The 23029-nt window shown below is 56.7% G+C and carries 18 protein-coding genes and 1 pseudogene; 13 read left to right on the top strand and 6 right to left on the bottom strand.

Annotation, left to right across the window (positions count from 1 at the left end):
* The first annotated feature begins 159 nt into the window (after positions 1-159).
* Genes zwf through AC13C0_RS18950 form a run of 3 tightly spaced genes read left to right on the top strand, consistent with a single transcriptional unit; the run spans position 160 to position 3018 of the window.
* Positions 160-1635 carry a glucose-6-phosphate dehydrogenase gene (gene zwf / locus AC13C0_RS18960; protein ID WP_117617477.1) on the top strand — a complete coding sequence of 492 codons (1476 nt, stop codon included), beginning with the start codon at positions 160-162 and terminating at the stop codon, positions 1633-1635.
* Positions 1628-2341 (top strand): 6-phosphogluconolactonase, encoded by a 714-nt coding sequence (pgl, locus tag AC13C0_RS18955; RefSeq protein WP_117617476.1) that lies wholly within the window; start codon positions 1628-1630, stop codon positions 2339-2341. The genes zwf and pgl overlap by 8 nt, the downstream gene beginning before the upstream one ends.
* A gap of 29 nt (positions 2342-2370) precedes the next feature.
* Positions 2371-3018: a bifunctional 4-hydroxy-2-oxoglutarate aldolase/2-dehydro-3-deoxy-phosphogluconate aldolase gene (locus AC13C0_RS18950; protein WP_117620274.1), complete on the top strand. Its 648-nt coding sequence runs from the start codon at positions 2371-2373 to the stop codon at positions 3016-3018.
* Between the two features lie 454 nt (positions 3019-3472).
* Here the strand turns inward: AC13C0_RS18950 and pyk are convergent, their stop codons facing one another.
* Both pyk and gap read right to left on the bottom strand, forming a co-directional pair.
* Entirely contained in the window at positions 3473-4921 is a 1449-nt protein-coding gene (pyk, locus tag AC13C0_RS18945) for a pyruvate kinase (protein ID WP_117617475.1), read from the bottom strand.
* Between the two features lie 68 nt (positions 4922-4989).
* The gene (gene gap / locus AC13C0_RS18940; RefSeq protein ID WP_117617474.1) at positions 4990-5994 is read right to left on the bottom strand and encodes a type I glyceraldehyde-3-phosphate dehydrogenase; all 1005 of its coding nucleotides are present in this window, start codon (positions 5992-5994) and stop codon (positions 4990-4992) included.
* Between the two features lie 168 nt (positions 5995-6162).
* Here gap and edd point away from each other — a divergent pair, with 168 nt between their 5' ends.
* From edd to AC13C0_RS18925, 3 genes are all read left to right on the top strand, one after another.
* Positions 6163-7983 (top strand): phosphogluconate dehydratase, encoded by a 1821-nt coding sequence (gene edd, locus AC13C0_RS18935; protein WP_341582170.1) that lies wholly within the window; start codon positions 6163-6165, stop codon positions 7981-7983.
* The gene (locus AC13C0_RS18930) at positions 7980-8945 is read left to right on the top strand and encodes a glucokinase (RefSeq protein ID WP_341582169.1); all 966 of its coding nucleotides are present in this window, start codon (positions 7980-7982) and stop codon (positions 8943-8945) included. The genes edd and AC13C0_RS18930 overlap by 4 nt, the downstream gene beginning before the upstream one ends.
* 174 nt (positions 8946-9119) lie before the next feature.
* A complete protein-coding gene (locus AC13C0_RS18925) occupies positions 9120-9743 on the top strand; it encodes a uracil-DNA glycosylase family protein (RefSeq protein ID WP_341582168.1) in 624 nt (207 codons plus the stop codon).
* A 97-nt stretch (positions 9744-9840) separates the two neighbouring features.
* Here AC13C0_RS18925 and AC13C0_RS18920 read toward each other — a convergent pair.
* Positions 9841-10455 (bottom strand): annotated as a pseudogene (locus tag AC13C0_RS18920) (carbohydrate ABC transporter substrate-binding protein); the annotation flags it as partial.
* A gap of 481 nt (positions 10456-10936) precedes the next feature.
* Between AC13C0_RS18920 and AC13C0_RS18915 the strand changes: the two are divergent.
* Positions 10937-12154 (top strand): porin, encoded by a 1218-nt coding sequence (locus AC13C0_RS18915; protein WP_117617470.1) that lies wholly within the window; start codon positions 10937-10939, stop codon positions 12152-12154.
* Between the two features lie 207 nt (positions 12155-12361).
* On the opposite strand, the gene glpD is transcribed toward AC13C0_RS18915, so the two are convergent.
* Positions 12362-13891, bottom strand: coding sequence for a glycerol-3-phosphate dehydrogenase (glpD, locus tag AC13C0_RS18910; protein WP_117617469.1), 1530 nt, complete (start codon positions 13889-13891; stop codon positions 12362-12364).
* A 181-nt stretch (positions 13892-14072) separates the two neighbouring features.
* Positions 14073-14831 (bottom strand): DeoR/GlpR family transcriptional regulator, encoded by a 759-nt coding sequence (locus tag AC13C0_RS18905; protein ID WP_117617468.1) that lies wholly within the window; start codon positions 14829-14831, stop codon positions 14073-14075.
* 205 nt (positions 14832-15036) lie between these two features.
* Between AC13C0_RS18905 and glpK the strand changes: the two genes are divergently transcribed.
* A complete protein-coding gene (gene glpK / locus AC13C0_RS18900) occupies positions 15037-16509 on the top strand; it encodes a glycerol kinase GlpK (RefSeq protein ID WP_117617467.1) in 1473 nt (490 codons plus the stop codon).
* A 28-nt stretch (positions 16510-16537) separates the two neighbouring features.
* Here the strand turns inward: glpK and AC13C0_RS18895 are convergent, their stop codons facing one another.
* Complete coding sequence (locus AC13C0_RS18895) at positions 16538-18418, bottom strand: sigma-54-dependent Fis family transcriptional regulator (protein ID WP_117617466.1); 1881 nt, start codon at positions 18416-18418, stop codon at positions 16538-16540.
* A 331-nt stretch (positions 18419-18749) separates the two neighbouring features.
* On the opposite strand from AC13C0_RS18895, the gene AC13C0_RS18890 reads away from it, so the two are divergent.
* From AC13C0_RS18890 to AC13C0_RS18870, 5 genes are read left to right on the top strand one after another with little or no spacing between them, the layout of a single operon-like run.
* A complete protein-coding gene (locus AC13C0_RS18890; RefSeq protein ID WP_117617465.1) occupies positions 18750-19844 on the top strand; it encodes an ABC transporter ATP-binding protein in 1095 nt (364 codons plus the stop codon).
* Positions 19844-20944: an ABC transporter ATP-binding protein gene (locus AC13C0_RS18885; RefSeq protein ID WP_117617464.1), complete on the top strand. Its 1101-nt coding sequence runs from the start codon at positions 19844-19846 to the stop codon at positions 20942-20944. The genes AC13C0_RS18890 and AC13C0_RS18885 overlap by 1 nt, the downstream gene beginning before the upstream one ends.
* On the top strand, positions 20944-21810 hold the full coding sequence (locus tag AC13C0_RS18880; RefSeq protein ID WP_117617463.1) for a carbohydrate ABC transporter permease: 867 nt from the start codon (positions 20944-20946) through the stop codon (positions 21808-21810). The genes AC13C0_RS18885 and AC13C0_RS18880 overlap by 1 nt, the downstream gene beginning before the upstream one ends.
* Positions 21811-21820: 10 nt before the next feature.
* Positions 21821-22627: a carbohydrate ABC transporter permease gene (locus AC13C0_RS18875; protein ID WP_117617462.1), complete on the top strand. Its 807-nt coding sequence runs from the start codon at positions 21821-21823 to the stop codon at positions 22625-22627.
* 13 nt (positions 22628-22640) lie between these two features.
* Positions 22641-22916 (top strand): DUF2160 domain-containing protein, encoded by a 276-nt coding sequence (locus AC13C0_RS18870; protein ID WP_117617461.1) that lies wholly within the window; start codon positions 22641-22643, stop codon positions 22914-22916.
* Positions 22917-23029 lie beyond the last annotated feature (113 nt).

The following is a 23029-nucleotide window of genomic DNA, read 5'->3' as shown; positions in this document are numbered from 1 at the left end:
ATACCGCTTTTTTCCAGCTTTTTGGGTAGTAAAAATATCATGAAATGCAGTTTTTTCTTGGAAAAATCCTTCTTTGATGCCATTATTTGTTTAAAATTACTACATTAAGGTCTGTCGGTGAGTTCTTGCCGTCGACTGTCCACCAGAGAGAAGGAACCAATGGTCAACAAGATTACTACCCGTTGTGACCTGATACTATTTGGCGCGTTGGGCGACCTCGCCCAGCGTAAACTGTTCCCGGCCCTTTACCAGCTGGAGCGCGCAAACCTGCTGGCCGATGGTAGCCGGGTGCTGGCGGTTGCGCGCACTGACGCTGATACTGAAACCGTGCGCCAGCAGTTGCTTGAGAAGCTCAAGCAGCATGTAAAGCCGCAAGAGTTCGATCCGGCCCTGGCGGAAACCTTTCTGCAGCGTGTCGATTATCAGGTTCTGGATTTTAACGATTCTGAAGGGTTCAGTGTCCTCAACGAGTGGCGTGATGATGCCCACAACGAGCTCATCGTTTACATGGCAACGCCGCCATCCATGTATGGCGTCATCGCCAGAAACCTTCGTTCGGCCGACTGCTGCACCGAAAAGACCCGGGTAGTGGTTGAAAAGCCGATCGGCCACGACCTGGAATCCTCGAAGGTCATCAACGACGAGCTGGGTGAGGTCTACAACGAGAACCAGCTGTTCCGTATTGACCACTACCTGGGCAAGGAAACGGTTCAGAATTTGATTGCCCTGCGGTTCGCCAACAACCTGTTTGCGTCCCAGTGGGATCAGAATCACATCTCCTACGTAGAAATCACAGTGGCAGAGAGTGTCGGCATCGAAGGCCGCTGGGGCTATTTTGACAAGGCCGGCCAGATTCGCGACATGATCCAGAGCCATCTGCTCCAGTTGCTGTGCCTGATCGCCATGGACCCGCCCTCGGACCTGTCCGAGGACAGCATCCGGGACGAAAAAGTGAAGATTCTGAAGGCATTGAAACAGATTACGCCGGACATGATGGACAGCTATGTGGTTCGTGGTCAGTACACCGCCGGTACCAGCAATGGCAAACCTGTTCCCGGCTACCTTGAAGAAGAGGGCGCCAACAAGGGCAGCGCCACCGAAACCTTTGTGGCACTGAAAGCCGAGATCGACAACTGGCGCTGGTCCGGCGTGCCCTTCTATATCCGGACCGGCAAGCGCCTGCCCGAGAAGCTGTCGCAGATCATCATTCACTTCAAGCCGGCGCCGCACTACATCTTTGACCCGGACCAGAAGCACCTGGCCAACAACAAGCTGATCATTCGCCTGCAGCCGGATGAGGGCATGTCCCTGAAGATCCTGACCAAGGACCAGGGTCTGGACAAGGGCATGCGCCTGCGCCAGGGCCCGCTTGAGCTGACCTTCTCTGAAACCTTCGATACGGACCGTATTCCCGACGCCTACGAGCGTCTGCTTTGGGAGGTGATGAAGGGTAATCAGTACCTGTTTGTACGCCGGGACGAAGTGGAACACGCCTGGCGCTGGGTGGACCAGGTTATCCAGAACTGGAAAGACTGCGGCGAACCGCCCAAGCGTTACGCCGCCGGAACCTGGGGCCCCGTTGCATCCATCGCCATGATCACCCGGGATGGAAGGAGCTGGTATGAGGATGTCTGATCTGCGGTTGCCCGAGGGCGTGCAGGCCCGGTTCGGAGAAACCCCGGATGAAGTGGCCCTGAACCTTGCCGACGCTGTCGCTGAATTTCTGGCTGTTCGCCTGAAACAAGCGCCGCGGGCCAGCCTTGTTGTTTCCGGCGGCTCCACGCCCCTGCCGTTTTTTAAGGCGTTGTCTGATAAGAACCTCGACTGGAGCAGGGTAGACGTTCTGCTGGCGGACGAGCGCTGGGTAGACGAAGACGACCCTGCGAGCAATGCCCGTCTGGTGAGGGGCAACCTGCTGCAGAACCACGCAGCATCGGCTCGATTTCTGTCCCTCAAACAACCCGGCGCCACGCCCGCAGAGGGGTTGGGTGCAGTGAAAGCGGAGCTGGCGGACCTGGCCCTGCCACTGGACGTGCTGGTTCTGGGCATGGGTAACGACGGCCACACCGCCTCCCTGTTTCCGGACGCCCCGGAACTGGCCCACGCCATGAGTCCGGAGTGCCAGGATATCGTTTCTGCTGCAACACCGGCATCCCAGCCCCAGAAGCGCATTACCCTGACCTGGCCGCCGCTTAGGGACGCACGATTCACGGCTTTGCACCTCAAGGGTGAGGACAAACTGGACACCCTGGAAAAAGCAATTTCCGATATGGACAGGGTTATGGAAATGCCCGTCAGGGCCTTCCTGAAACCCGGTCTGCAAGTGTTCTGGAGTCCCTGAAACGCCCTGAATCGATTATGGAGAAGATTATGAGCCAACTTTCCGATTATCATCGCGAGCGAGTCAGGGCGGTACTGAATTCCTCCCCTCTGGTACCGGTGATCACCATTAACGACATCGACGACGCCGTGCCCCTGTGCCAGGCGCTGGTCGATGGTGGTATCAACGTTCTGGAAATTACCCTGCGAACCAGGCACGGTATCCAGGCCATCGAAAACGTCCGCAAAGCCATCCCGGACGCCTGGGTAGGTGCGGGCACCGTCACCAGCATCGCCCAATATCGCCAGGTCGAAGCCGCCGGCGCCCAGTTCGTGATTACCCCGGGCGTTACCGAGGCCATCCTGGAATTCGCCCTGACCTCCGAAGCGCCGCTGTTGCCCGGTGTTGCTACCGTCTCGGAATTGATGGTCGGCTACAACCTGGGCTACCGCGAGTTCAAATTTTTTCCGGCCGAAGTCGCCGGCGGCATCCCCGCCCTGAAAGCCTTCGGCGGCCCCTTCCCGGACGTCACCTTCTGCCCCACCGGCGGCATCCGCCGCAACACCGCGGCAGACTACCTGACCCTCGGCAACGTCCAGGCTGTTGGCGGTACCTGGTTGACGCCGCCTGATGTGGTGGCGGCCAAAGACTGGTCGCAGATCACCGAAATTGTGCGTGGTAGCCTGGCTGATCTTTGATCCGTGGTCTGTTCCTTCTAGCCTGTGAGTATTGGAGTAGGCGCACTTTGGGGCGGGGCTTCCGGGAAACGCTACGAGCACATCCATGTGCGCTTGAGGCTGGCCGTCCCTGGCCAGCCACATTCCCGCAAGCCCCGCCCCAAAGAGCTCTGTCTGACCGAACGATATCGCGTAGCAAATCAATGAAAGCCGGGTGGTCGGATTGGATTCAGTTGTATTTCGACCTATATCCATTGCGGAAAATCGTTCACCCAGGGATTTTTCAGAAAGGAAGGATGGAGGTAGTGGGGTTACCGTTTCCAAAAATGTCTGTGGCCATGGATGGCCGGAGTCAAGCCACAGGGACGTGCTTGGAGCGGTTTTGGGCAGGGGCTTTCCTCCGCTGCCAGGCACTCAACCATCAGACTACAAGGTCAAGCACCAATAGCAGCGGGCTCAAGAAAAGAAACGATAATCAGCGAATATCAGAACCAACCCGAACAATCTTCATGGTATTGGTTCCGCCCTGGGCATTCACATAATCACCCTTGGTAATCACCACCAGGTCGCCTTCCCTGACCGCCTCACGGTTGACCAGTTCAGACACCGCCAACGCATTGGTCCGCTCATTCGGAATCTTTGCCGAATCAAACGGAATCGTCTGAACACCCCGGAACAAGGCAACCCGATGCTGGGTTGAGTGATGGCGCGAGAACGCAAAGATCGGCAAGCTGGACTTGATGCGGGACATCAGTCGGGGCGTGGCGCCGGTTTCGGTCATGCAGATGATGGCCGAGACGCCCTCCAGGTGGTTGGCGGCGTACATGGCAGACAGGGCGATGGCCTCATCTACCTCTTCCATGCTCTCGTGAATCCGGTGCTTGGACTGGTGCATGGAGGGGTGCTTCTCCGCGCCCAGACAGATACGCACCATGGCTTCCACCGCTTCTTTCGGGTAATCACCCACGGCGGTCTCGGCAGAGAGCATCACCGCATCGGTGTAGTCCATCACCGCATTGGCAACGTCTGAGACTTCCGCCCGTGTGGGCATCGGGCTGGTGATCATGGATTCCATCATCTGGGTTGCGGTGATCACCGCACGGTTGAGGACCCGGGCCCGGGAGATGATGTGTTTCTGGACGCCTACCAGCTGGGCATCGCCGATCTCAACGGCAAGATCGCCTCTGGCAACCATCACCGCGTCGGAAGCCTCGATAACCGCATCCAGTGCTTCCACATCGTCGGCAAGCTCGGCACGTTCGATCTTGGCGACGAGGCCCGCATCGGAGCCTGCATCCCGGAGCAGGCGGCGGGCAATGTGAATGTCCTCCGCCGTCCGGACAAAGGACACGGCAACGTAATCGGCGCCCAGCCTGGCTGCGGTAACGATGTCCTGTTTGTCTTTCTCGGTGAGCGCCTCGGCAGAAAGCCCGCCGCCACGCTTGTTCAGGCCCTTGTTGTTGGAAAGGGGGCCGCCGATCAGTACCGTTGAGGTGATGCTGTGCTCAGCCACGGATTGAACTTCCATTTCGATACGGCCGTCATCAAGGACCAGAATATCGCCGGGCTCCACGTCCCGGATCAGCTGCTCGTAATCGATTCCGACTCTTTCCCCGGTGCCGGCTTCCTTGTCCATGGCGGCATCCAGGATGAAGGTCTGGCCGGCTTTCAGCGTAACCTTGTTTTCTGTAAAGCGGGCAATACGGAGTTTCGGACCCTGCAAATCGGCCAGGAGAGCGACAAACCGCCCTTGCGCAGCAGCAGTTTCACGAACGCGGCGGGCGCGGCCGATGTGCTCCTCTGCGCTGCCATGGGAAAAGTTCAGTCGGGTGACGTCTACGCCCGCCGCAATGATCGCGGCCAGGGATTCCGGCGAGTCGGTTGCTGGGCCGAGGGTGGCGACGATTTTGGTACGCCTGAGCATGGTTGGTGTCCTTTGGTTCTTCAAAATGTTCTCGAACAGAGTAGCGGAATAACTCGGGCTGGCCAGTTTTACTGGCCGGCGTTGATCAGGGCGACGGCATTATCCAGCATGCGATTCGAGAAACCCCATTCATTATCGTACCAGGCCATGACTTTTACATGACGACCCAGGACCCGGGTGTGGTTGGCGTCGAAAATGCTTGAGAGTGCGTTATGGTTGAAATCCACGCTCACCAGTTTCTCGACGTTGTAGCCCAGAACCGGGTTCTTCTCGGCGGCGGCCTTCACGGCGTTGTTTACTTCTTCCACCGTTGTCTCCCGGCCGGCAATAAAGCCGAAATCCACCAGCGATACGTTGATGGTGGGCACCCGAACGGCCAGGCCGTCCAGCTTGCCTTCGAGTTCCGGAATGACCTTGCCGATTGCCGCAGCAGCGCCGGTCCTGGTTGGAATCATGGACTGGGTGGCCGAGCGTGCGCGGTAAAGGTCGGAATGGTAAACGTCGCTCAGTTTCTGGTCGTTGGTATAGGAGTGGATGGTTGTCATCAGGCCACTCTCGATGCCAACGGTCTTGTGCAGAGCCTCAACAACCGGGGCCAGGCAGTTTGTGGTACAGGAGGCGTTGGAAATGATGTCGTGTTCGGCTGTCAGCTTACCATGGTTCACGCCATAGACCACCATGGCGTCTGCATCCGGGCTTGGGGCCGATATGATGACTTTGTGGGCGCCGGCTTTCATGTGTGCCGCCGCCTTGTCCCGTCTGGTGAACAGGCCGGTGCACTCGAAGACAACATCCACACGGTAATCTTGCCAGGGCAGTTCTTCCGGGTTGCGCAGTGCGGTGGTGGCAATCCGGTCTCCGTTTACGGTCAGGGATTCTGCGTCGTGGCTGACATCGGCACTAAAACGGCCATGAACACTGTCATACTTGAGCAAATGAGCGTTGGTCCCGGCGTCGCCCAGGTCATTGATGGCAACAACCTGCAGCTGGCTCCGGTAGTTATTTTCATACAATGCTCTCAGAACATTGCGACCGATGCGGCCAAAACCGTTGATTGCGATACGGATCGTCATTGTCTGACTCCTTGATGGGTCGTTTTTGTTCGTTTAATTCATTAGATGTAGTAAATATAACAACAAAAAAAGAATAAATGAACGATTAAAAGGTGGAAATACCAAAAAAAGAAAGTAACATTACGTCTACAAACGAATACTCCAATAATTTATGCAATGGAGCCCAGCATGCACCCGACCGTCGACAAGGTTACACAGCGAATTATCGAGCGCAGTCGTGCCACCCGGCAGGACTATCTCAGCCGGATGAATGCATTGAAGGCACAGTCGCCGCACCGCAGCTCCCTGTCCTGCGGTAATCTGGCCCACGGCTTTGCGGCCTGTAACCAGGGCGATAAAGACGCACTGAAGTTCATGAACAGGGCCAACGTGGCCGTGGTGACGGCCTACAACGATATGCTTTCGGCCCACCAACCCTATGAAAGGTTCCCGGACCTGATCAGGGAAGCGGCCCGGGGCATGGGCTCGGTGGCCCAGGTTGCCGGTGGCACACCGGCCATGTGCGATGGCGTGACCCAGGGTCAGCCGGGCATGGAACTGAGCCTGTTTTCCCGGGACACCATCGCCATGAGCGCGGCAGTGGCGCTGAGCCACAATATGTTTGATGCGACCCTACTGCTGGGGATCTGCGACAAAATTGTTCCGGGCCTTCTCATAGGCTCTCTCAGCTTCGGTTACCTGCCCACCATCCTGGTTCCGGCAGGCCCGATGCCCTCGGGGCTGTCGAACAAGGAAAAGCAGCGGATCCGTCAGCTCTACGCCGAAGGAAAAGTTGGTAAGGAGGAGCTGCTTGAGGCAGAGAGCAAGTCCTATCACAGCCCTGGCACCTGTACGTTTTATGGCACCGCCAACAGCAACCAGTTGCTCGTGGAGGTCATGGGGCTGCACCTGCCCGGGGCGGCGTTCGTGAACCCGAACACGCCACTGCGCGACCAGCTCACACGGGCGGCAACCGAGCAGGTGATCAAGCTGTCGAAGCCTCACGGCGGCGAGCACGGCCTGGGCGATATGGTCGACGAAAAGAGCATCGTCAACGCCCTGGTGGCGCTGCTGGTAACCGGTGGCTCCACCAATCACACCATCCACTGGATCGCGATTGCCCGGGCGGCGGGTATCGTTATCGACTGGAACGACTATGCTGAGCTTTCCTCGGTGGTTCCCTCCATGACCCGGATCTACCCCAACGGTCAGGAAGACGTGAACGCGTTTCACGAGGCCGGCGGAACCCCCTTCCTGATCAGGGAGTTGCTGAGCGGAGGCTACCTGCACAATGATGTGAACACGGTGGTCGGTTATGGATTGGAGCGCTACACAGAGATGCCGGAACTGGCGGATGACAAACTGATCTGGAAGCCGGCACCGGAAAAAAGCCTGCGTCCGGATGTCCTCAGCCCCGTGGCGGAGCCGTTCGCGCCGGATGGCGGGCTCCGGGTGCTCGATGGCAATCTGGGCCGGGGCGTGATCAAGGTATCAGCCGTTGCCCCCGAACACCGGAAGGTGGAAGCGCCGGCCGTGGTCTTTAATGACCAGAACGAACTCAAGGCGGCGTTTGAAGCCGGCGATCTGGACAGGGACTGCATTGTGATCGTGCGTTTCCAGGGCCCGAAGAGTAATGGCATGCCGGAGTTGCACAAACTCACGCCCTATCTCGGAGTGTTGCAGGACCGCGGATTCAGGGTTGGTCTGGTGACCGACGGCCGAATGTCGGGTGCTTCGGGCAAGGTGCCCGCGGCGATCCACGTCTATCCGGAAGCCCTGGATGGCGGGCCCCTGGCTAAGGTCAAAAATGGTGATCTGATCTGCCTGGATGCCGAAAGGGGCGTTCTTGCCATCCGGGTGGATGAACAGGACTTTGCCGGCCGCGAATCTGAAAAAGCGGACCTGACCGGGTATCATCATGGCTATGGTCGGGAGTTGTTTGGCTGGATGCGTCGTGCCGCCGGCAATCCCGAGGAAGGGGCCAGCTTTTTCTGGAATCATGAGGCATGACAGCAACACATTATTCACTGGTCGGTGATATCGGTGGCACCAATGCGCGTTTCGCCCTGGTAGAGCGGGGCAGCGTTCAGCCGTACGCTATCGAAATCCTGCCCTGCGGAGATTACAACAACCTTGATGACGCGGTACGCGATTACCTGGCCCGCGTGGGGGTCTCCGAAGTCGGGGAGGTCTGCCTGGCGGTGGCATCGCCGGTGCGTGGAACCCAGGTGCGGATGACCAACAATCACTGGCGCTTTGATACCGAAGAAATCCGGGAGCAGTTTGGCTGGTCGGCGTTCAAGGTGATCAACGATTTTACCGCCATGGCGCTTGGCGTTCCCCATGTTGCGGGTGATCAACTGGTTCATGTTTGTGGCGGTCCGGGTGACAGCCGTCGTCCCAGGCTTGTTATGGGGCCTGGAACCGGGCTCGGGGTTTCCGGGCTGGTGCCGATCAGGCAGGGTTGGGTGCCGTTGATGACAGAAGGCGGGCACGTGGATTTTGCGCCAACGGACGATACCGAAATGGCGGTTCTGCGTATCCTGAAGGCCCGCTTCGGGCGGGTTTCGGTAGAGCGGATTCTGTGTGGTCAGGGCCTGCTGAATCTGTATCAGGCCCATGCTGAAATACAGGGTGTGGCTGCGCCGCTGGATGCACCCGAGAAAATCACCGCAGCTGCTGTTGATAATGCCGATAACCTGGCTCGCCACACTCTGCGTCATTTCTGCGAGATTCTGGGCCGGGTTGCCGGCAATGGTGTCCTCACCCTCGGAAGTACCGGCGGCGTTTACCTGTGTGGTGGCATCTTGCCGAGATTCCTCGATTTCTTTCTGGAGAGTCCGTTCCGCAACGGCTTTGAGGACAAGGGCAGGATGCGGCCGCTGCTGGAATTCACGCCGGTTTACGTGGTAACGGAGCCCTACACCGGGCTGCTGGGAGCCGCCGAGGCGCTGGGCAATCCGGAGGTTTGATTCGGCATTGTCCGGCCTGATCGGAGAAAGCGTACCAGTTCGCTTCGATCAAAACGGTACTGGTGGTTGTACGGCGTTCATGGTGGGTCCTTTGGTACTTGTTGTGCAGGTCTTGTGGCCCTATCGTTACGGGAAATACCGGTTTATGCAATTGCCCTGATGAGGGGCCTCCCCATGAGTGACAATCTCTCACAACTTTCCTTTGATAATCTGGTGCGCCGGGTGAGGGCCTGTACGATTTGCCAAGAGGCCCTGCCTCACAAGCCGAGACCCGTGATCCAGATATCCGAATCGGCGCGCATCCTGGTGGTCGGTCAGGCGCCAGGGCGGCGCGTTCACGAAACCGGGCTGCCGTTCAACGACCCCAGCGGGGATCGGCTGCGACAATGGATGGGTATTACCCGGGACACCTTCTACGACGAGCAGAAGCTCGCAATCCTGCCCATGGGCTTCTGCTATCCGGGAACCGGCAAGTCCGGGGACCTTCCCCCGCGGCCTGAATGCGCGCCCGCCTGGCGTGAGGCTCTTCTGGACCGTCTGCCGGACATCGGGTTGACTCTGGTCATCGGCCAATACGCCCATGCCTGGCATCTGGCCAACAGCCGGAAATCCGTAACCGCCAACGTTCAGCACTGGCGGGAGTATTGGCCCGGGGTTCTGCCCATGCCTCACCCCAGCCCACGAAACAACCTCTGGCTGCGTCGTAATCCCTGGTTCGAAAGCGAGGTCGTGCCCGAGCTGCAACGGCGGGTTGCCCGGCTTCTTGAGCCTGGGCCGGCCACCAGTCAGCTCCCTTGAGCTGCTCCTCTTCGGCCATCTTCGGGCCAAAATCGTGGGCAAGGAAATTGCGCTCAATGACCGACAGGGTTCTGTCCTGGGCGGCTGCAGGTTGTCCGGCGCTTGCTGGGGGGCGGCACCATTCCATGCGAATACCCCATTCATCAACCGGCAATCCGTTGGGAATTCCCCTGTCACCTGCGCCTGCCATGGAAAACCAGGCATTGGTGAAGCGCCATCCCAGGGACGGGTCCCGTTTGCCGTAGTCCATGTGGCCATAGACGCGCTCTCCATCGATCTCCTTCACGTGAGCGGTGAAGAACTCTGCAATGTCTTCGTGGGCAGACCAGTTTACGGGTACGCCAAGCTCGTAGCCGTAACGTTGCCGGAACTGTGCCCTCAATTCCGGCCGCTGAAATCAGTCGTAACGGAACCAGTACAGGTTGGCAAACTGCTGGTCGGGAAGCTGTTAGATCTTGCCATCCGGGCCGGTGATGAATTCCAGGCCGATGAAGTCTTCCAGTGCCAGGGTCGGCAGGGTGAACGCTTTCCCCGCGCCCTCCATGTAATCGCTGAGCGCCAGAACCCGCGCCTCGTAGTCGTTGGTAGGCAGTTGCTCGGAAAGAACCCAAATTCCCGTGCCCCTCAGATATGCCGCCGCGTGAGCGAACCAGGCCAGTTCTTCGGCCTGCTCATCCCTGGAAAGCGTCGAATCCGGAAAGTGGTCCCGGATCAGCGTTTGAATGAACATTTGTTTCTCATCGGGCAGCGAGTCGAACAGTGGGCCGGCATCTGCCGGCTGGCTCATCAGGAGCATCAGACTGGTTAGCAGTGGCAGTTTTTTCATGACCGTCTCTCGTTTTGTTGGTTTTCGTACAATTTGCGGTCATAGAATTCGTTAGCAAGTTCGTACACGAAAAAATATACAGGCATGATGTTTATTATTAAGCTATAAAAAACAATATAATAGGTTGTGTTTAAGGTTTTTTATCATTCCTGGGGCCGCCTAAACGAAAATTTTTTTCGATCATAAACTTTCCATTTGCGATTTTGGGCGCTAGATTTGTTCTGTTACGAACGTTTTGGTCTTAAAACGAAAAACCGTCAGTTCGATAACGCCGTTGGTCACCGGGCTCCGAACGAGTGTCCTGCCGCGGGCAGGTCTATGCGGATGGCTGACGATAGTCCAGCGCTAACAAAAACAGGAAGCTAACATGATCGAAAACAACAACGTTTTAATGTCGTTCAACAACCGTTCATTCCGGAAAGCCCCTCTGGCTGTCGCACTGTCGCTGCTGACAGCCGGCGTCGCCTCGCCGGCCTTTGCTGAGGTTTCTTTTGAGTCAGACAGTGGTTGGAAATTCGGTATCAATGGCCACATTCCGGTTTTCGCACTGATGAGCGATAACGATAATCTTGAAGAGGATGCCTTCCGGATTACCACCGGGTTCAACCCTGCGACCGCCCAGTTCAACGTGTATGCCCCCACTCAGTACGGTCTCAATGTGTCGGGTCACTTCCAACTGAACAGCCACTTGTCCGGGGCAGATGGGGTGCAGAATTCGGGGTTTGGCCGGGTGGATTTCGGGAGAGTGTCAGGTGTCGAAAGTCGTGTCGCGGAATTTGCGGTCTCCGGCGGTTTTGGCGTAGTTAATATTGGCAAGGGCTACGGCATTTTTGGGGTGCCGGCCATCGGTGATACTGGCAGTGCGAAAGGTATGGGGTTATTTGCTCCGAACAATGGCGATTCGACGGCGGGTAGAATTGGCAACGGCTATTTCTATGCCAACTTCAACCCACGCGTTATGTACACGTCGCCGACCATGAGCGGCCTTACCTTCAAGGTCGGTCTTTTTCAGCCGGAAAAACCTAAGTCGGGAGTCATTGATTTTCCGGGTGCTGCAGATCCCGCCGCCGCTGCGGAGGCTACCAATGCCTCGGTAGGAACGGAAAGCCCACGTATTGAAGCCAACGTTGTCTGGTCTGGCGACATGGTCACCCTCTGGTCCAGTGGTTTCAGTCAGTCCGTGAGTGTGAAGGACCCCGCGGTGGAAGATTTCACCATGACCGGTGTCGATTTTGGTGGCGCACTGTCCCTGGGTGATCTGGGCGTGCGGGCAAACTATGCGATGACTCAGGGCACCGGTAATTTTGTTGTGGGCGGCCATGGAGTTGTCGGAGGCTCCCAGGAAGAGGATGCGGACCAGTGGTATGTTGAGACCACCTACGACATTAACCGCACAACACTGGGCGCGAGCTACGGTGAAGGTTCGGATGACCTGTCGGACGAGGACACTGAACTGACCATGCTGTTTGCCCGCTACCGTGCGACCGACGCCTTAACTGTGATGGCTGAAATCCAGGACTACGCCAGCAGCACGCCCAACAGTGACTACAGCGCTTTTATTCTGGGTTCCCAGTTCACTTTCTGAACCAGCGACTAAGTGACCCCCGACGGAGCGGGGGTCAAAAGGCCGGTACTCCGGAAGGGGTGCCGGTCTTTATTTTGGCATGGAAACAGGCGGGCTCCTCCGGAGAGCCAAGTCCGATGTTTGGGTTCCGTGCAGGGGGCTTGCGAGTGGCCAAAAAAAGCGCCGGCCGGAGATCATCCGGCCGGGGCAAAGATGCCTGAGAGAACTTCAGGCGCTGTGGTGGAGAGAGGTCTTGCGAGTTTCGGGGATTGCGGTGTTCATGAGAAACCGGTCCAGGGCCTCAACGTCGCTGTCTGTTGCATAGAGACCTTGCTTGGTCCGGCGCCAGAGAATGTCTTCAGAGGTCAATGCCCACTCATTTTTCATCAAGTGAAGCACTTCCCTTTCATACAACGTGCCTGCGAAATGAAACCCCAGGTCTTCCATCGAGCCGCAATCCTTGAGGATGTCATAGGAGGTCATACCGTAAGTGCGAACATAGCGGCTGATGACCTTCTCCGAGAGCCATGGACAATCGTGACTGAGCTTCTGCTCAAGCGATGCATGGTTGTCAAAATCGCCACCGGGCAGCACCGCGGTCTTGGTCCACTTGCCTCCCGCCTCGGGAAAGAACTGGCACAGCTTGTCGGTTGCCGCTTCGGCCAGTTTTCGGTAAGTGGTAATCTTGCCCCCGAAAACCGAAATAATGGGAGCCTTGTTTTTTTCGCTGCTCACTTCAAAGGAGTAGTCCCGGGATGCCTTCTGCGCGTTTTCCTCCTCGCCGTCCATCAGCGGACGAACCCCTGAGTAGGACCAGACTACATCCGCCGGTTCAAGCTGGCGCTTGAAGTGGGAGTTCACTATGTTCAGCAGGTAGTCGGTTTCTTCTGGTGAGATTTTCGCTTTCTTCGGATCCCCTTCGTAATCCACGTCGGTGGTGCCCACCAGAGAGAACTCATCTTCGTAGGGAATCACGAAGACAATGCGCTCGTCTTCGTTTTGAAGGATGTAGGCTTCGGTGCCCCTGTTCAGTCTCGGTACCACGATATGACTGCCCTTGACCATACGAATTGATTTCGGCGCTGGCATGGAGAGGGTCTCGCCAAACAGTCTGCTCACCCAAGGGCCTGAGGCGTTCACGATTGCTCTGGCCGAAACCGTTGTTTCGGTTTCGTTGGTCATGTCACGGAGTGTCACCGTCCAGTCCTTCGCGTTACGTTCGGCTCTGACGCACTTGGTCCTGGTCATGATCCGCGCGCCGAATTGCTGGGCTTTTTTCGCAGTCAGTACCACCAGACGAGCGTCGTCGACCCAGCCATCGGAATACTCAAAGCCTTTGGTAATGTCGGGCTTCAGTGGATCGCTCTCAGTAAAGCGGATTGAACGGGATCCCGGCAGGATTTCCCGTTTTGCCAAATGGTCATAAAGAAACAGGCCGGTCCGGATCATCCAGGCAGGGCGAAGGTGAGGGCGGTGGGGCAGGCGGAAGCGCATGGGCCACATGATGTGTGGCGAATTGCGGAGCAGCGACTCTCGTTCGGCCAGGGCTTCCCTGACCAACCGGAATTCATAGTGCTCAAGATATCTGAGTCCACCGTGTATCAGCTTGCTGCTGCTGGAAGAGGTGGCGGATGCCAGATCGTTCATTTCACAAAGCAGGACTTTCAATCCCCGGCCTGCTGCATCCATGGCAATGCCGGTGCCGTTGACTCCGCCGCCAACGACAACAACATCAAACTGTTCGTGCTCCATAGTCATTGTTGGTCATCTCCTGACGCCAATGGAAAAGACGCTTTGTTGTCATGCGCACTTTTCAATGTTCAATATACGGTATAGAACTATTATGCGAAAGCTCGGGATATTCGTAAAGGAAAAATTAGAAAAAAAACGAAAATAAAGAGGCATTCACGTTTTCGATTGGGTGGTTAACCGAAAAGTCTCAGACGAGGTGAAGTTCGACGTTGTGCTCGCTAAGAAGCTGGCGGATTTCGACCGGAGGCTGCTGATTAGTAAACACGTGGTCCGCCTGGGTAATGCTACCGAGGCGAACCATGGCGTTGCGGCCAAACTTGGAGTGGTCAGCCGCGAGCAGAACCTGATTGGAGTTTTCGATAATGGCCTGGGCGACCCGGACTTCGCGGTAATCAAAATCCAGCAGCGAACCGTCGTTATGGATGCCGCTGATCCCAATGACGCCGAAATCCATCTTGAACTGATTGATGAAGTCGCGGGTAGCCTCGCCGACAATGCCGCCATCCCGGTTTCGAACCTCGCCCCCGGCAATGATCACGTGAAAATCCTCTTTTGCCGAGAGAATGGAAGCGACATGGAGGTTATTGGTGACAATCTGCAGATTGTTCTTTTCCAGCAGTGCCTTGGCGATGGTTTCGGTGGTGGTGCCAATGTTGATGAATATGGAGGAGTTGTCCGGAATCATCTCGACCAGCGCTTCGGCGATGCGCTCCTTGGCTTCCAGGTCCATGATCTTGCGAGCCTGGTACGCGGTGTTGACCGTGCTGGAGTCAATACCGGCGCCTCCGTGATGCCTGCGGAGCTTCTTCTGTTTCGCGAGTTCGTTCAGATCACGGCGGATGGTCTGGGGCGTTACCCTGAACTGGTCAACCAGCTGCTCGGTTGTCACGAAACCGTTCTGCTGGATCAGCTCCATGATCAGATCCTGTCGGCGACGCTGTGCCATTACTACCTCCTCCGCGTTGTCGTTTTTCTCATGCGAAATATTGTGCGTCCGGAAACATGTTTAAAGTTTAGTGGTTTTCAGGAGGTTATGCAGCTTTTTTAGAGAGTTGCCCATCACCAACGCGCGGATCCCGTGAAAACTGCTTGGCATTTATGTTCAAAAAGGGAAAAATACGAAAAAATAAGAACCTTAGGTGGAAAACAATATGAGTCAGTACATTCTTTCCATTGATCAGGGAACCACCAGTTCCCGGGCCATACTCTTTGACCTGCAAGGCAACATCCACGCTACCCGACAGCAGGAATTTCCGCAGCACTTCCCGGCCAGCGGCTGGGTGGAGCATGATCCCGGAGATATCTGGTCATCGGTCCAGCGTACCTGTGACGCCGTGATGGCCGAAGAGTGCGGGGAGGGGGGTGAAGTGGTCGCTGTGGGTATTACCAATCAGCGTGAAACTACCGTTCTTTGGGACCGCAAAACCGGTGAGCCGGTGTATAACGCAATCGTGTGGCAGGACAGACGAACGGCCTCCTACTGCGAGTCCCTGAAAAGCGAGGGCCTGGAACCCTGGGTAAGCAGCAAGACCGGCTTGCTGATCGATCCGTATTTTTCCGCCACCAAGATCCGCTGGATCCTGGAAAACGTTGCCGGTGTCCGGGAGCGCGCGGAGTGCGGCGAGCTGGCCTTTGGCACCATCGACAGCTTCCTGCTCTGGCGACTGACCGGTGGACGGGAACACAGGACCGACGCTACCAATGCCAGCCGGACTCTGTTGTTCAATATTCACACTCAGCAATGGGATTCCGAATTGCTGGAACTGTTCGGAATCCCTGAGGTTCTGTTGCCTGAAGTCATGGATTCAGCGGACCAGTTCGGGCAGATCACTGACGGTGGTGCTCTCAATGGCACCTCGGTGCTCGGTGTTGCAGGTGATCAGCAGGCGGCGTTGTTTGGCCAGACCTGTTTCCAGACCGGTATGGCCAAAAGCACCTATGGCACGGGCTGTTTTCTGATGCTGAACACGGGTGACAAGGCCCTTCAATCGGAACACCGGTTGCTTACCACGGTGGCCTACCGTGTGAATGGCAAGCCCACCTACGCACTGGAAGGGAGTATTTTCATTGCCGGGGCCACAATCCAGTGGTTGCGGGATGGCTTGCGGTTGATCCGCGATGCCTGCGAAACCGAGCCGCTTGCAGAGGGAACCCCCGTGGATCACGGTGTATACCTGGTGCCGGCGTTTACCGGACTGGGCGCGCCCTATTGGGACCCGAATGCCCGGGGGGCCATTTTCGGGTTGACTAGGGACACCGGCATCAAGGAAATCGTGACCGCCGGCCTCCAGTCTGTGTGCTACCAGACCAAGGACCTGCAAAAAGCCATGGAAAAGGATGGTATACGACCAGTCACGCTGCGTGTGGATGGCGGCATGGTGGCGAACAACTGGGTTTTGCAGTTCCTGGCGGATATTCTCGGCGCGCGGGTTGACCGCCCTTCACTGGTCGAGACCACGGCGCTGGGTGCTGCCTATCTGGCGGGCCTCGAGGCGGGAATCTACGGCTCTCTGGAGGAGTTGGCGGGGTTGTGGCGCTGTGACCGGAGCTTTGAGCCGGTGATGACAAAAGGGGATCGGGACCAGCTTTACGATGGCTGGATGACGGCGGTGCTGAAACTTTGACAGTAACTTTATAAAAAATCTGAGGGGGTCACCGGACCCCGAGTTCCCGCAGGCGCTTGTAGAGGGTATTCCGGCTGATGGCCAGCTCTCTGGCCGCCCGCGAAATGTTCCCCGTGTACTTGTGATAGACCTGCAGTGTTCTGGCAAACGTGTCGGTTACCTCCGTATCTGAATTGGTGGGTTCTGCCGGCGCCAGACCCTCCATGCTGGCCTCGTTGTTCACTGCCAAATCAAATTCCGCCAGGAAGTCCCCGGGCAAATGCCAAATCTGTATGTCTTCACCATCGGCGATAGCGATGGCCACTCTCAGCACGTTCACCAGCTGCCGGATATTGCCCGGCCATGGATGGTTTTCAAGGGCAGACAGCACTTTCGGCGATAGCTCTTCAGCCTGGCCCTGGTCTCTGTGCCGGCCATAGATATTTTGTATCAGAAGCCGTCGATCGGCCCGATTTCGGAGCGACGGGAGCTCTACACACAGTCCGTTGATACGGTAGTAGAGATCTGGCCGGAAATGGCCGCTGTCGATGCGTGAGTTGAGAGGGCGATTGGTCGCGGTCACCAGCAGGATATCGACCGGAACGCTCTCTGTAGAGCCGACAGGCGTGACAACCCGTTCCTGGAGTACCCGCAGCAGACGGGACTGCGCTGACAGGGGCATTTCACCAATTTCATCGAGAAACAGAATGCCCTTGTGGGCCTTTCGAATGAAGCCCAGGGAGCCCTGGGCCCGGGCTCCGGTAAAAGCACCTGCTTCGTAACCGAACAGCTCCGACTCCACCAGCTCCGGTGGAATGGCTGCGCAGTTCACGGCAACCAGGGGCTGGTCTTTTCGATGCGATGCCTGGTGCAGTGCCTTAACAAGGACCTCTTTCCCGACCCCGGTTTCGCCGGTGATCAGCACTGGTACGCCCCGCTCAAGCACCTTGAGGCTCTGGGTCGCGCACCGTTTCACCACCGAATCCCCGTGCTCCAGGTTGTCTATACCCGGCAGGCGGAGGTCTTGTCCGGTACCCCTGGTCCCGGCAGGGTCTGCCCGCTCAGGATTCCGTCTTGTCACAGACGGGCGCTTTAGCCGCGCGCTTAGCCGAACCCTGCTCCGCGTTGTCAGTTGCAGCGTCTCCTGTTCGGGATGGCCAAGAATATGGTTTCGATGGGTGGTGAACAGTTCATCAAGGCGCGCATCAACGGTCGGCATTCCCAGCAACTGGTCCGCCCTCTGGTTGCTGGCAATAATCCGGCCGGAGTCGTCACAGGCAAGGATGCCAGACCAGGGGCTGTCAAAATTGTCCGCGGTGGTATTGACCGTTATCTGGAAGTGATCCGGGCCAAACTGGCGACTGATAAGCCGATTTTCCACCGACTGTGAAAGCAGCCGCACCATGCCCAGAGTATGAGCCTGGGGCAGGTAAGCGTCGCTGAAAACACTCAAAACTCCGGTAATTTTCTTATGGGCGTCAAAAATCGGGGCGGCGGAGCCGATGATGCTGCGGTTAGCTTTAAGGAAATGTTCATTGCGCTTTATCTGAACCGGCGCGCCGATGGCAATCGCTGTCCCGATGGCGTTTGTTCCGCAGTTCCGTTCCTGCCAGTTGGCGCCCGTCTGGAGCCAGGGCTTGAGGCGTGTCTCGGTGATGCGTTCATCGCCCCAGCTGTTCAGAACGGTGGCATGTTGATCAGCAAGCAGAATCAGACAGCGACTGTTTGCGAGCACATTCCGGTAGTAGGGAAGTACCTCTGCCTCGGTCACTGACAGTAACTCGCCGTACAGGCGTTGTATTTCCTCCAGCCGGCCGGCCTCTGACTCAAGAGGGGCTGGCTCGTGTTCATGATCAAGGCCCCAGGCGATGCAACGGTTCCAGGAATCGGCAATCACGCTCCGATAATCGGAGTATTCGTTTTTTCTCATCAGTCCGCGCTCTCGTGTTCGTTTGTTGTTTTTGCCGCCACATCCTCCGGACAGCTGTTCAACTCCGAGCTGACAAGTGTTCAATCATCTGTGCAAAAGCTGTTCACGTCAATGTTCAATTTGCACAAAGTGTTGCTAAACGAACATTATAATTTTCGAATGAGAAATTATGGTTTAGTAAAATTAGTTGTAAAAACAGAAGGATAGGTAAATATACCTGGAGTAGCGTAAAAGCTGGTACAGGCTTTGCGTATTGAGATTCGAAATCGAATTTCCGGGGCTGACGATGCGGGCCCGGAATGCGTTTCCACAAGAACAAAAAGGAAGGCCTATGTCTTTAACACTGGAGAATCTCTCCCGTGTGGTTGACGGCGTCGACTACATCCGGGATGCGAACCTCACCTTTGAGGCGGGTTCTTTTAACGTTCTGCTCGGCCGGACACTCGCCGGAAAAACCTCTCTGATGCGACTGATGGCCGGGCTGGACAAGCCCGATACTGGCCGTTTGATCTACAACGGAAAGGACGTAACAGGGCAGAGCGTACAGGACCGCAATATCTCGATGATCTACCAGCAGTTCATCAACTACCCCAACCTGACTGTCTACGAAAATATCGCTTCGCCCCTGCGGTTGGCAAAAATGGCCGAGTCAAAAATTGATCGCCGGGTAAAGGAAACGGCGGCCATGCTCCAGATTGATCCGCTGTTGAAACGGTATCCCCTGGAGCTGTCCGGTGGTCAGCAGCAGCGCACGGCAATGGCCCGGGCGTTGGTAAAAGACGCCACCCTCGTTCTGTTCGATGAGCCTCTGGTAAACCTTGATTACAAGTTGCGCGAAGAACTCAGGGCCGAGTTACGGGAACTGTTCCGAGAGCGTCAGTGCATTGCTGTGTATGCAACCACGGAGGCGAACGAAGCGCTTGCGCTGGGGGGCACTACCACCCTGTTGCATGACGGCGGGGTTGTTCAGAACGGACCGGTGATGGACGTGTACCGGGCACCGGTGAACACCCTGGCCGCACAACTGTTCAGTGAACCCCCGATGAACATGATTCGCGGTCGGGTCACGGATACCGAGGTCACTTTTGACGAGTATTCGCACCACGCCCTGACCAAGGAGCTGCGCAGGCTCGAACCGGGTGATTACTGGTTCGGTATCAGGCCCAGCCATATCGGCCTGGTTCCGGCCAGCGATGACGATCTGGAAATGTCGATGGAAGTTGAACTCAGTGACATCAGTGGTTCTGAAACCTTCATGCATGTCGAGAACAGCCACTTTGAAATGGTGTTGCAGCTGATGGGCGTTCACCAATACCACACCGGTGCCCCCATCAAGGTTTACCTGCCGATCAATAAACTGTTCGTTTTCGATGACAACGAGCAACTGGTGCACACACCATCCCGGGCTTCACGAGGGTCGATCTGATGGCTGAAATTCAATTGAAATCACTCGCCCACAGTTATACCGATACGCCGCAGGGGCCGGATGATTATGCCATCCGGCAGTTGGACCATGTCTGGCACAAAGGCGGCGCCTACGCTCTGTTGGGGCCGTCGGGCTGTGGAAAAAGCACGATGCTGAACATCATCTCCGGGCTGGTGCAGCCTTCTGAGGGCGATGTTCTTTTCGATGGCAAGCGAGTCAACGAACTGTCTCCGCGAGACCGTAACATTGCACAGGTATTCCAGTTCCCGGTCATTTACGACTCTATGACAGTGTTCGATAACCTGGCGTTCCCTCTCAAGAACAACAAGGTGCCTGCCTCCAAGATCGCGGCCCGGGTTCATGAGATCGCGGAAGTTCTGGAAATCGGAGACAAGCTCTACAAAAAGGCCAGGAACCTCACGGCGGACGAGAAACAGAAGGTCTCCATGGGCCGTGGTCTGGTCCGCGAAGACGTATCCGCCATTCTGTTTGATGAGCCGCTCACGGTGATCGACCCCCAGCTAAAGTGGAAGCTGCGGCGCAAACTGAAGCAGATTCATGAGCAATTCGACATCACCATGGTGTATGTCACCCACGATCAGTTGGAAGCTTCCACCTTCGCTGACAAGATTGCGGTCATGTACGGCGGCCAGATTGTCCAGTTCGGCACCCCTACGGAGTTGTTCGAGCGGCCCAACCACACCTTTGTCGGGTTCTTCATCGGCAGCCCCGGTATGAATCTGATTGAAGTGCAGCGCTGCCCCAGCGGTGTCTGCTTTGGCAGTACGGTGGTGCCCCTGGAAAACGGCAAGGTGGAGGCGCTCAAACGCCTGAAAACCGACAACATCAAGGTTGGTATCCGCCCTGAGTTCGTTGAGATTTCCGGCCAGTCTTCCGATGACACCTACGAAGCCTGGGTTCTGGATATTGAGGACCTGGGTACCTACAAGATCGTTACCGTGCAGCTCGACCATGAGACCCTGAAAGTGCGCCAGAGTGAGGATTTCGAGGCTGACATCGGCGCCCGCGTGCACCTTTCCTTCCCTAGCCAGTGGCTGATGCTCTACGTGGATGAGTTTCTGATCAAGGAGCAAGACTAATGGTTAAGACACCTAACAACCGCGCCTGGTGGCTGGTGCTGCCGGTCTTCCTGCTGGTGGCTTTTTCGGCCCTGATTCCTTTGATGACCGTTGTGAACTACTCGGTTCAGGATATCTTCGGGCCTGGCAGTGCCTACTACGTTGGTACCGAATGGTTCGAAATCATTCTGCATGACCAGCGGCTTCAGGAGTCACTCCTGCGACAGTTCATCTTTTCCGGCGCCGTGCTGCTGATCCAGATTCCGCTCGGCATCGGGGTTGCCCTGATGATGCCGAAATCGGGTATCAAGGCGTCCCTGGCCCTGATATTACTGGCCATTCCCCTCCTGATTCCCTGGAACGTGGTTGGCACGATCTGGCAGATCTTTGGTCGCGGCGATATCGGCCTGTTCGGCTGGGCCCTGAACGCCCTTGGGTTTGACTACAATTACACCGGCGACACCCTGGACGCCTGGCTTACGGTGCTTTTGATGGACGTCTGGCACTGGACGCCACTGGTGGCCCTGCTGTGTTATTCCGGGCTGCGGGCCATACCGGAAGCCTTCTACCAGGCGGCGGAAATTGACCGTGCTTCCAAGTGGGCCGTATTCCGGTACATCCAGCTGCCCCGCCTGAAGAATGTTCTGATCATTGCGGTGCTGTTGCGTTTCATGGACAGCTTCATGATTTACACCGAGCCTTTCGTGCTGACTGGCGGTGGCCCCGGAAGCTCAACCACCTTCCTGAGTCAGACGTTGACCACCATGGCCATCGGCCAGTTCGACCTGGGCCGGGCGGCAGCCTTCTCCCTGATCTACTTCCTGATCGTGCTGCTGATCTCATGGCTGTTTTTTACCGCCATCACCGCCGCCGACAAAGAAAAATAAGGAGACTGTGATGAAACAGACACGTTCCAAGAATGTCGGAATCACGATTTTTATCGTGATCCTGCTGACTCCGATCTACTGGTTGCTGAACATGTCCTTCAAGACCAACCAGGAAATCCTCAGTGGCCTGACACTCTGGCCGGAGAATTTCACGTTTGCGAACTACGCCGTCATCTTTACCGATCCGAGTTGGTACAACGGTTACATCAATTCGATGATCTACGTTTCCATGAACGTGGTCATCACCCTGTTGGTGGCTCTGCCTGCCGCATACGCGTTCAGCCGGTACAAGTTCGTGGGCGACAAGCACCTGTTCTTCTGGCTGCTGAGTAACCGGATGGCTCCGCCAGCGGTTTTCCTGCTGCCATTCTTTCAGCTCTATTCCTCCATCGGCCTGTTTGACACCCATATCGCCGTGGCGCTGGCTCACTGCCTGTTCAATGTGCCGCTGGCGGTCTGGATCCTGGAAGGTTTCATGTCCGGGGTGCCTCGTGAATACGACGAGATGGCCTACATTGATGGCTACAGTTTCCCCCGGTTCTTCGTGAAGATATTTCTACCGATGATCCGCTCCGGCATTGGGGTAACGGCGTTCTTTGCCTTCATGTTTTCCTGGGTGGAACTGTTGCTGGCCCGAACGCTGACCTCTGTTGATGCCCAACCGATCGGGGCGATCATGACCCGGACCGTGGGGGCCAGTGGTATCGACTGGGGCGTGCTGGCCGCCGCCGGTGTGCTTACAATTCTTCCCGGGATCCTGGTTATCTGGTTCGTTCGCAACCATGTAGCCACCGGGTTCGCCCTCGGACGCGTTTAACAGGAGAACGAACATGCTTGCGTGGATGAACTGGACACCGTCCGTGGCGATTTTCTTCGCTGTGATTGCAACGATTCTTGCGATTATGACCGTTTACGAAATTGTTTCACCCTGCGTGGAACGGAAGGGGTTCCTTCCGATCTCGACCACCCGTGGGGACCGGCTTTTTATCGGGCTGCTTTCCGCCGCGTATATCCATCTGACCTTCCTGGCAGTCAGTGACATCACGCTCTGGATCGCGCTGGCGGTTTCCGTGATCTGGCTTCTGGTGCTGCTGCGCTGGGGCTGAATGGAAGCTGTGCCCGGGTGTTGTGTTAAACCGAACATCCGGGCGCAAATTACGACGAGAAAAGGCTTGTAAATATTTCGAAAACGAACTATTTTCTTAAGTATGATCGGAAT

The sequence above is a fragment of the Marinobacter sp. B-21 genome, from assembly GCF_056857895.1.
This window is presented reverse-complemented; position numbering and strand designations above follow the sequence as displayed.

Bases quoted from the DNA above. Each gene is read 5' to 3' on its own strand.
- pgl (WP_117617476.1), top strand. From the start codon at position 1,628: ATGTCTGATCTGCGGTTGCCCGAGGGCGTGCAGGCCCGGTTCGGAGAA.
- edd (WP_341582170.1), top strand. From the start codon at position 6,163: ATGCACCCGACCGTCGACAAGGTTACACAGCGAATTATCGAGCGCAGT.
- AC13C0_RS18915 (WP_117617470.1), top strand. From the start codon at position 10,937: ATGATCGAAAACAACAACGTTTTAATGTCGTTCAACAACCGTTCATTC.
- pyk (WP_117617475.1), bottom strand. From the start codon at position 4,921: ATGCTCAGGCGTACCAAAATCGTCGCCACCCTCGGCCCAGCAACCGAC.
- gap (WP_117617474.1), bottom strand. From the start codon at position 5,994: ATGACGATCCGTATCGCAATCAACGGTTTTGGCCGCATCGGTCGCAAT.
- AC13C0_RS18930 (WP_341582169.1), top strand. From the start codon at position 7,980: ATGACAGCAACACATTATTCACTGGTCGGTGATATCGGTGGCACCAAT.
- AC13C0_RS18890 (WP_117617465.1), top strand. From the start codon at position 18,750: ATGTCTTTAACACTGGAGAATCTCTCCCGTGTGGTTGACGGCGTCGAC.
- AC13C0_RS18875 (WP_117617462.1), top strand. From the start codon at position 21,821: ATGAAACAGACACGTTCCAAGAATGTCGGAATCACGATTTTTATCGTG.
- AC13C0_RS18950 (WP_117620274.1), top strand. From the start codon at position 2,371: ATGAGCCAACTTTCCGATTATCATCGCGAGCGAGTCAGGGCGGTACTG.
- glpD (WP_117617469.1), bottom strand. From the start codon at position 13,891: ATGACTATGGAGCACGAACAGTTTGATGTTGTTGTCGTTGGCGGCGGA.
- AC13C0_RS18870 (WP_117617461.1), top strand. From the start codon at position 22,641: ATGCTTGCGTGGATGAACTGGACACCGTCCGTGGCGATTTTCTTCGCT.
- glpK (WP_117617467.1), top strand. From the start codon at position 15,037: ATGAGTCAGTACATTCTTTCCATTGATCAGGGAACCACCAGTTCCCGG.
- zwf (WP_117617477.1), top strand. From the start codon at position 160: ATGGTCAACAAGATTACTACCCGTTGTGACCTGATACTATTTGGCGCG.
- AC13C0_RS18880 (WP_117617463.1), top strand. From the start codon at position 20,944: ATGGTTAAGACACCTAACAACCGCGCCTGGTGGCTGGTGCTGCCGGTC.
- AC13C0_RS18925 (WP_341582168.1), top strand. From the start codon at position 9,120: ATGAGTGACAATCTCTCACAACTTTCCTTTGATAATCTGGTGCGCCGG.
- AC13C0_RS18905 (WP_117617468.1), bottom strand. From the start codon at position 14,831: ATGGCACAGCGTCGCCGACAGGATCTGATCATGGAGCTGATCCAGCAG.
- AC13C0_RS18895 (WP_117617466.1), bottom strand. From the start codon at position 18,418: ATGAGAAAAAACGAATACTCCGATTATCGGAGCGTGATTGCCGATTCC.
- AC13C0_RS18885 (WP_117617464.1), top strand. From the start codon at position 19,844: ATGGCTGAAATTCAATTGAAATCACTCGCCCACAGTTATACCGATACG.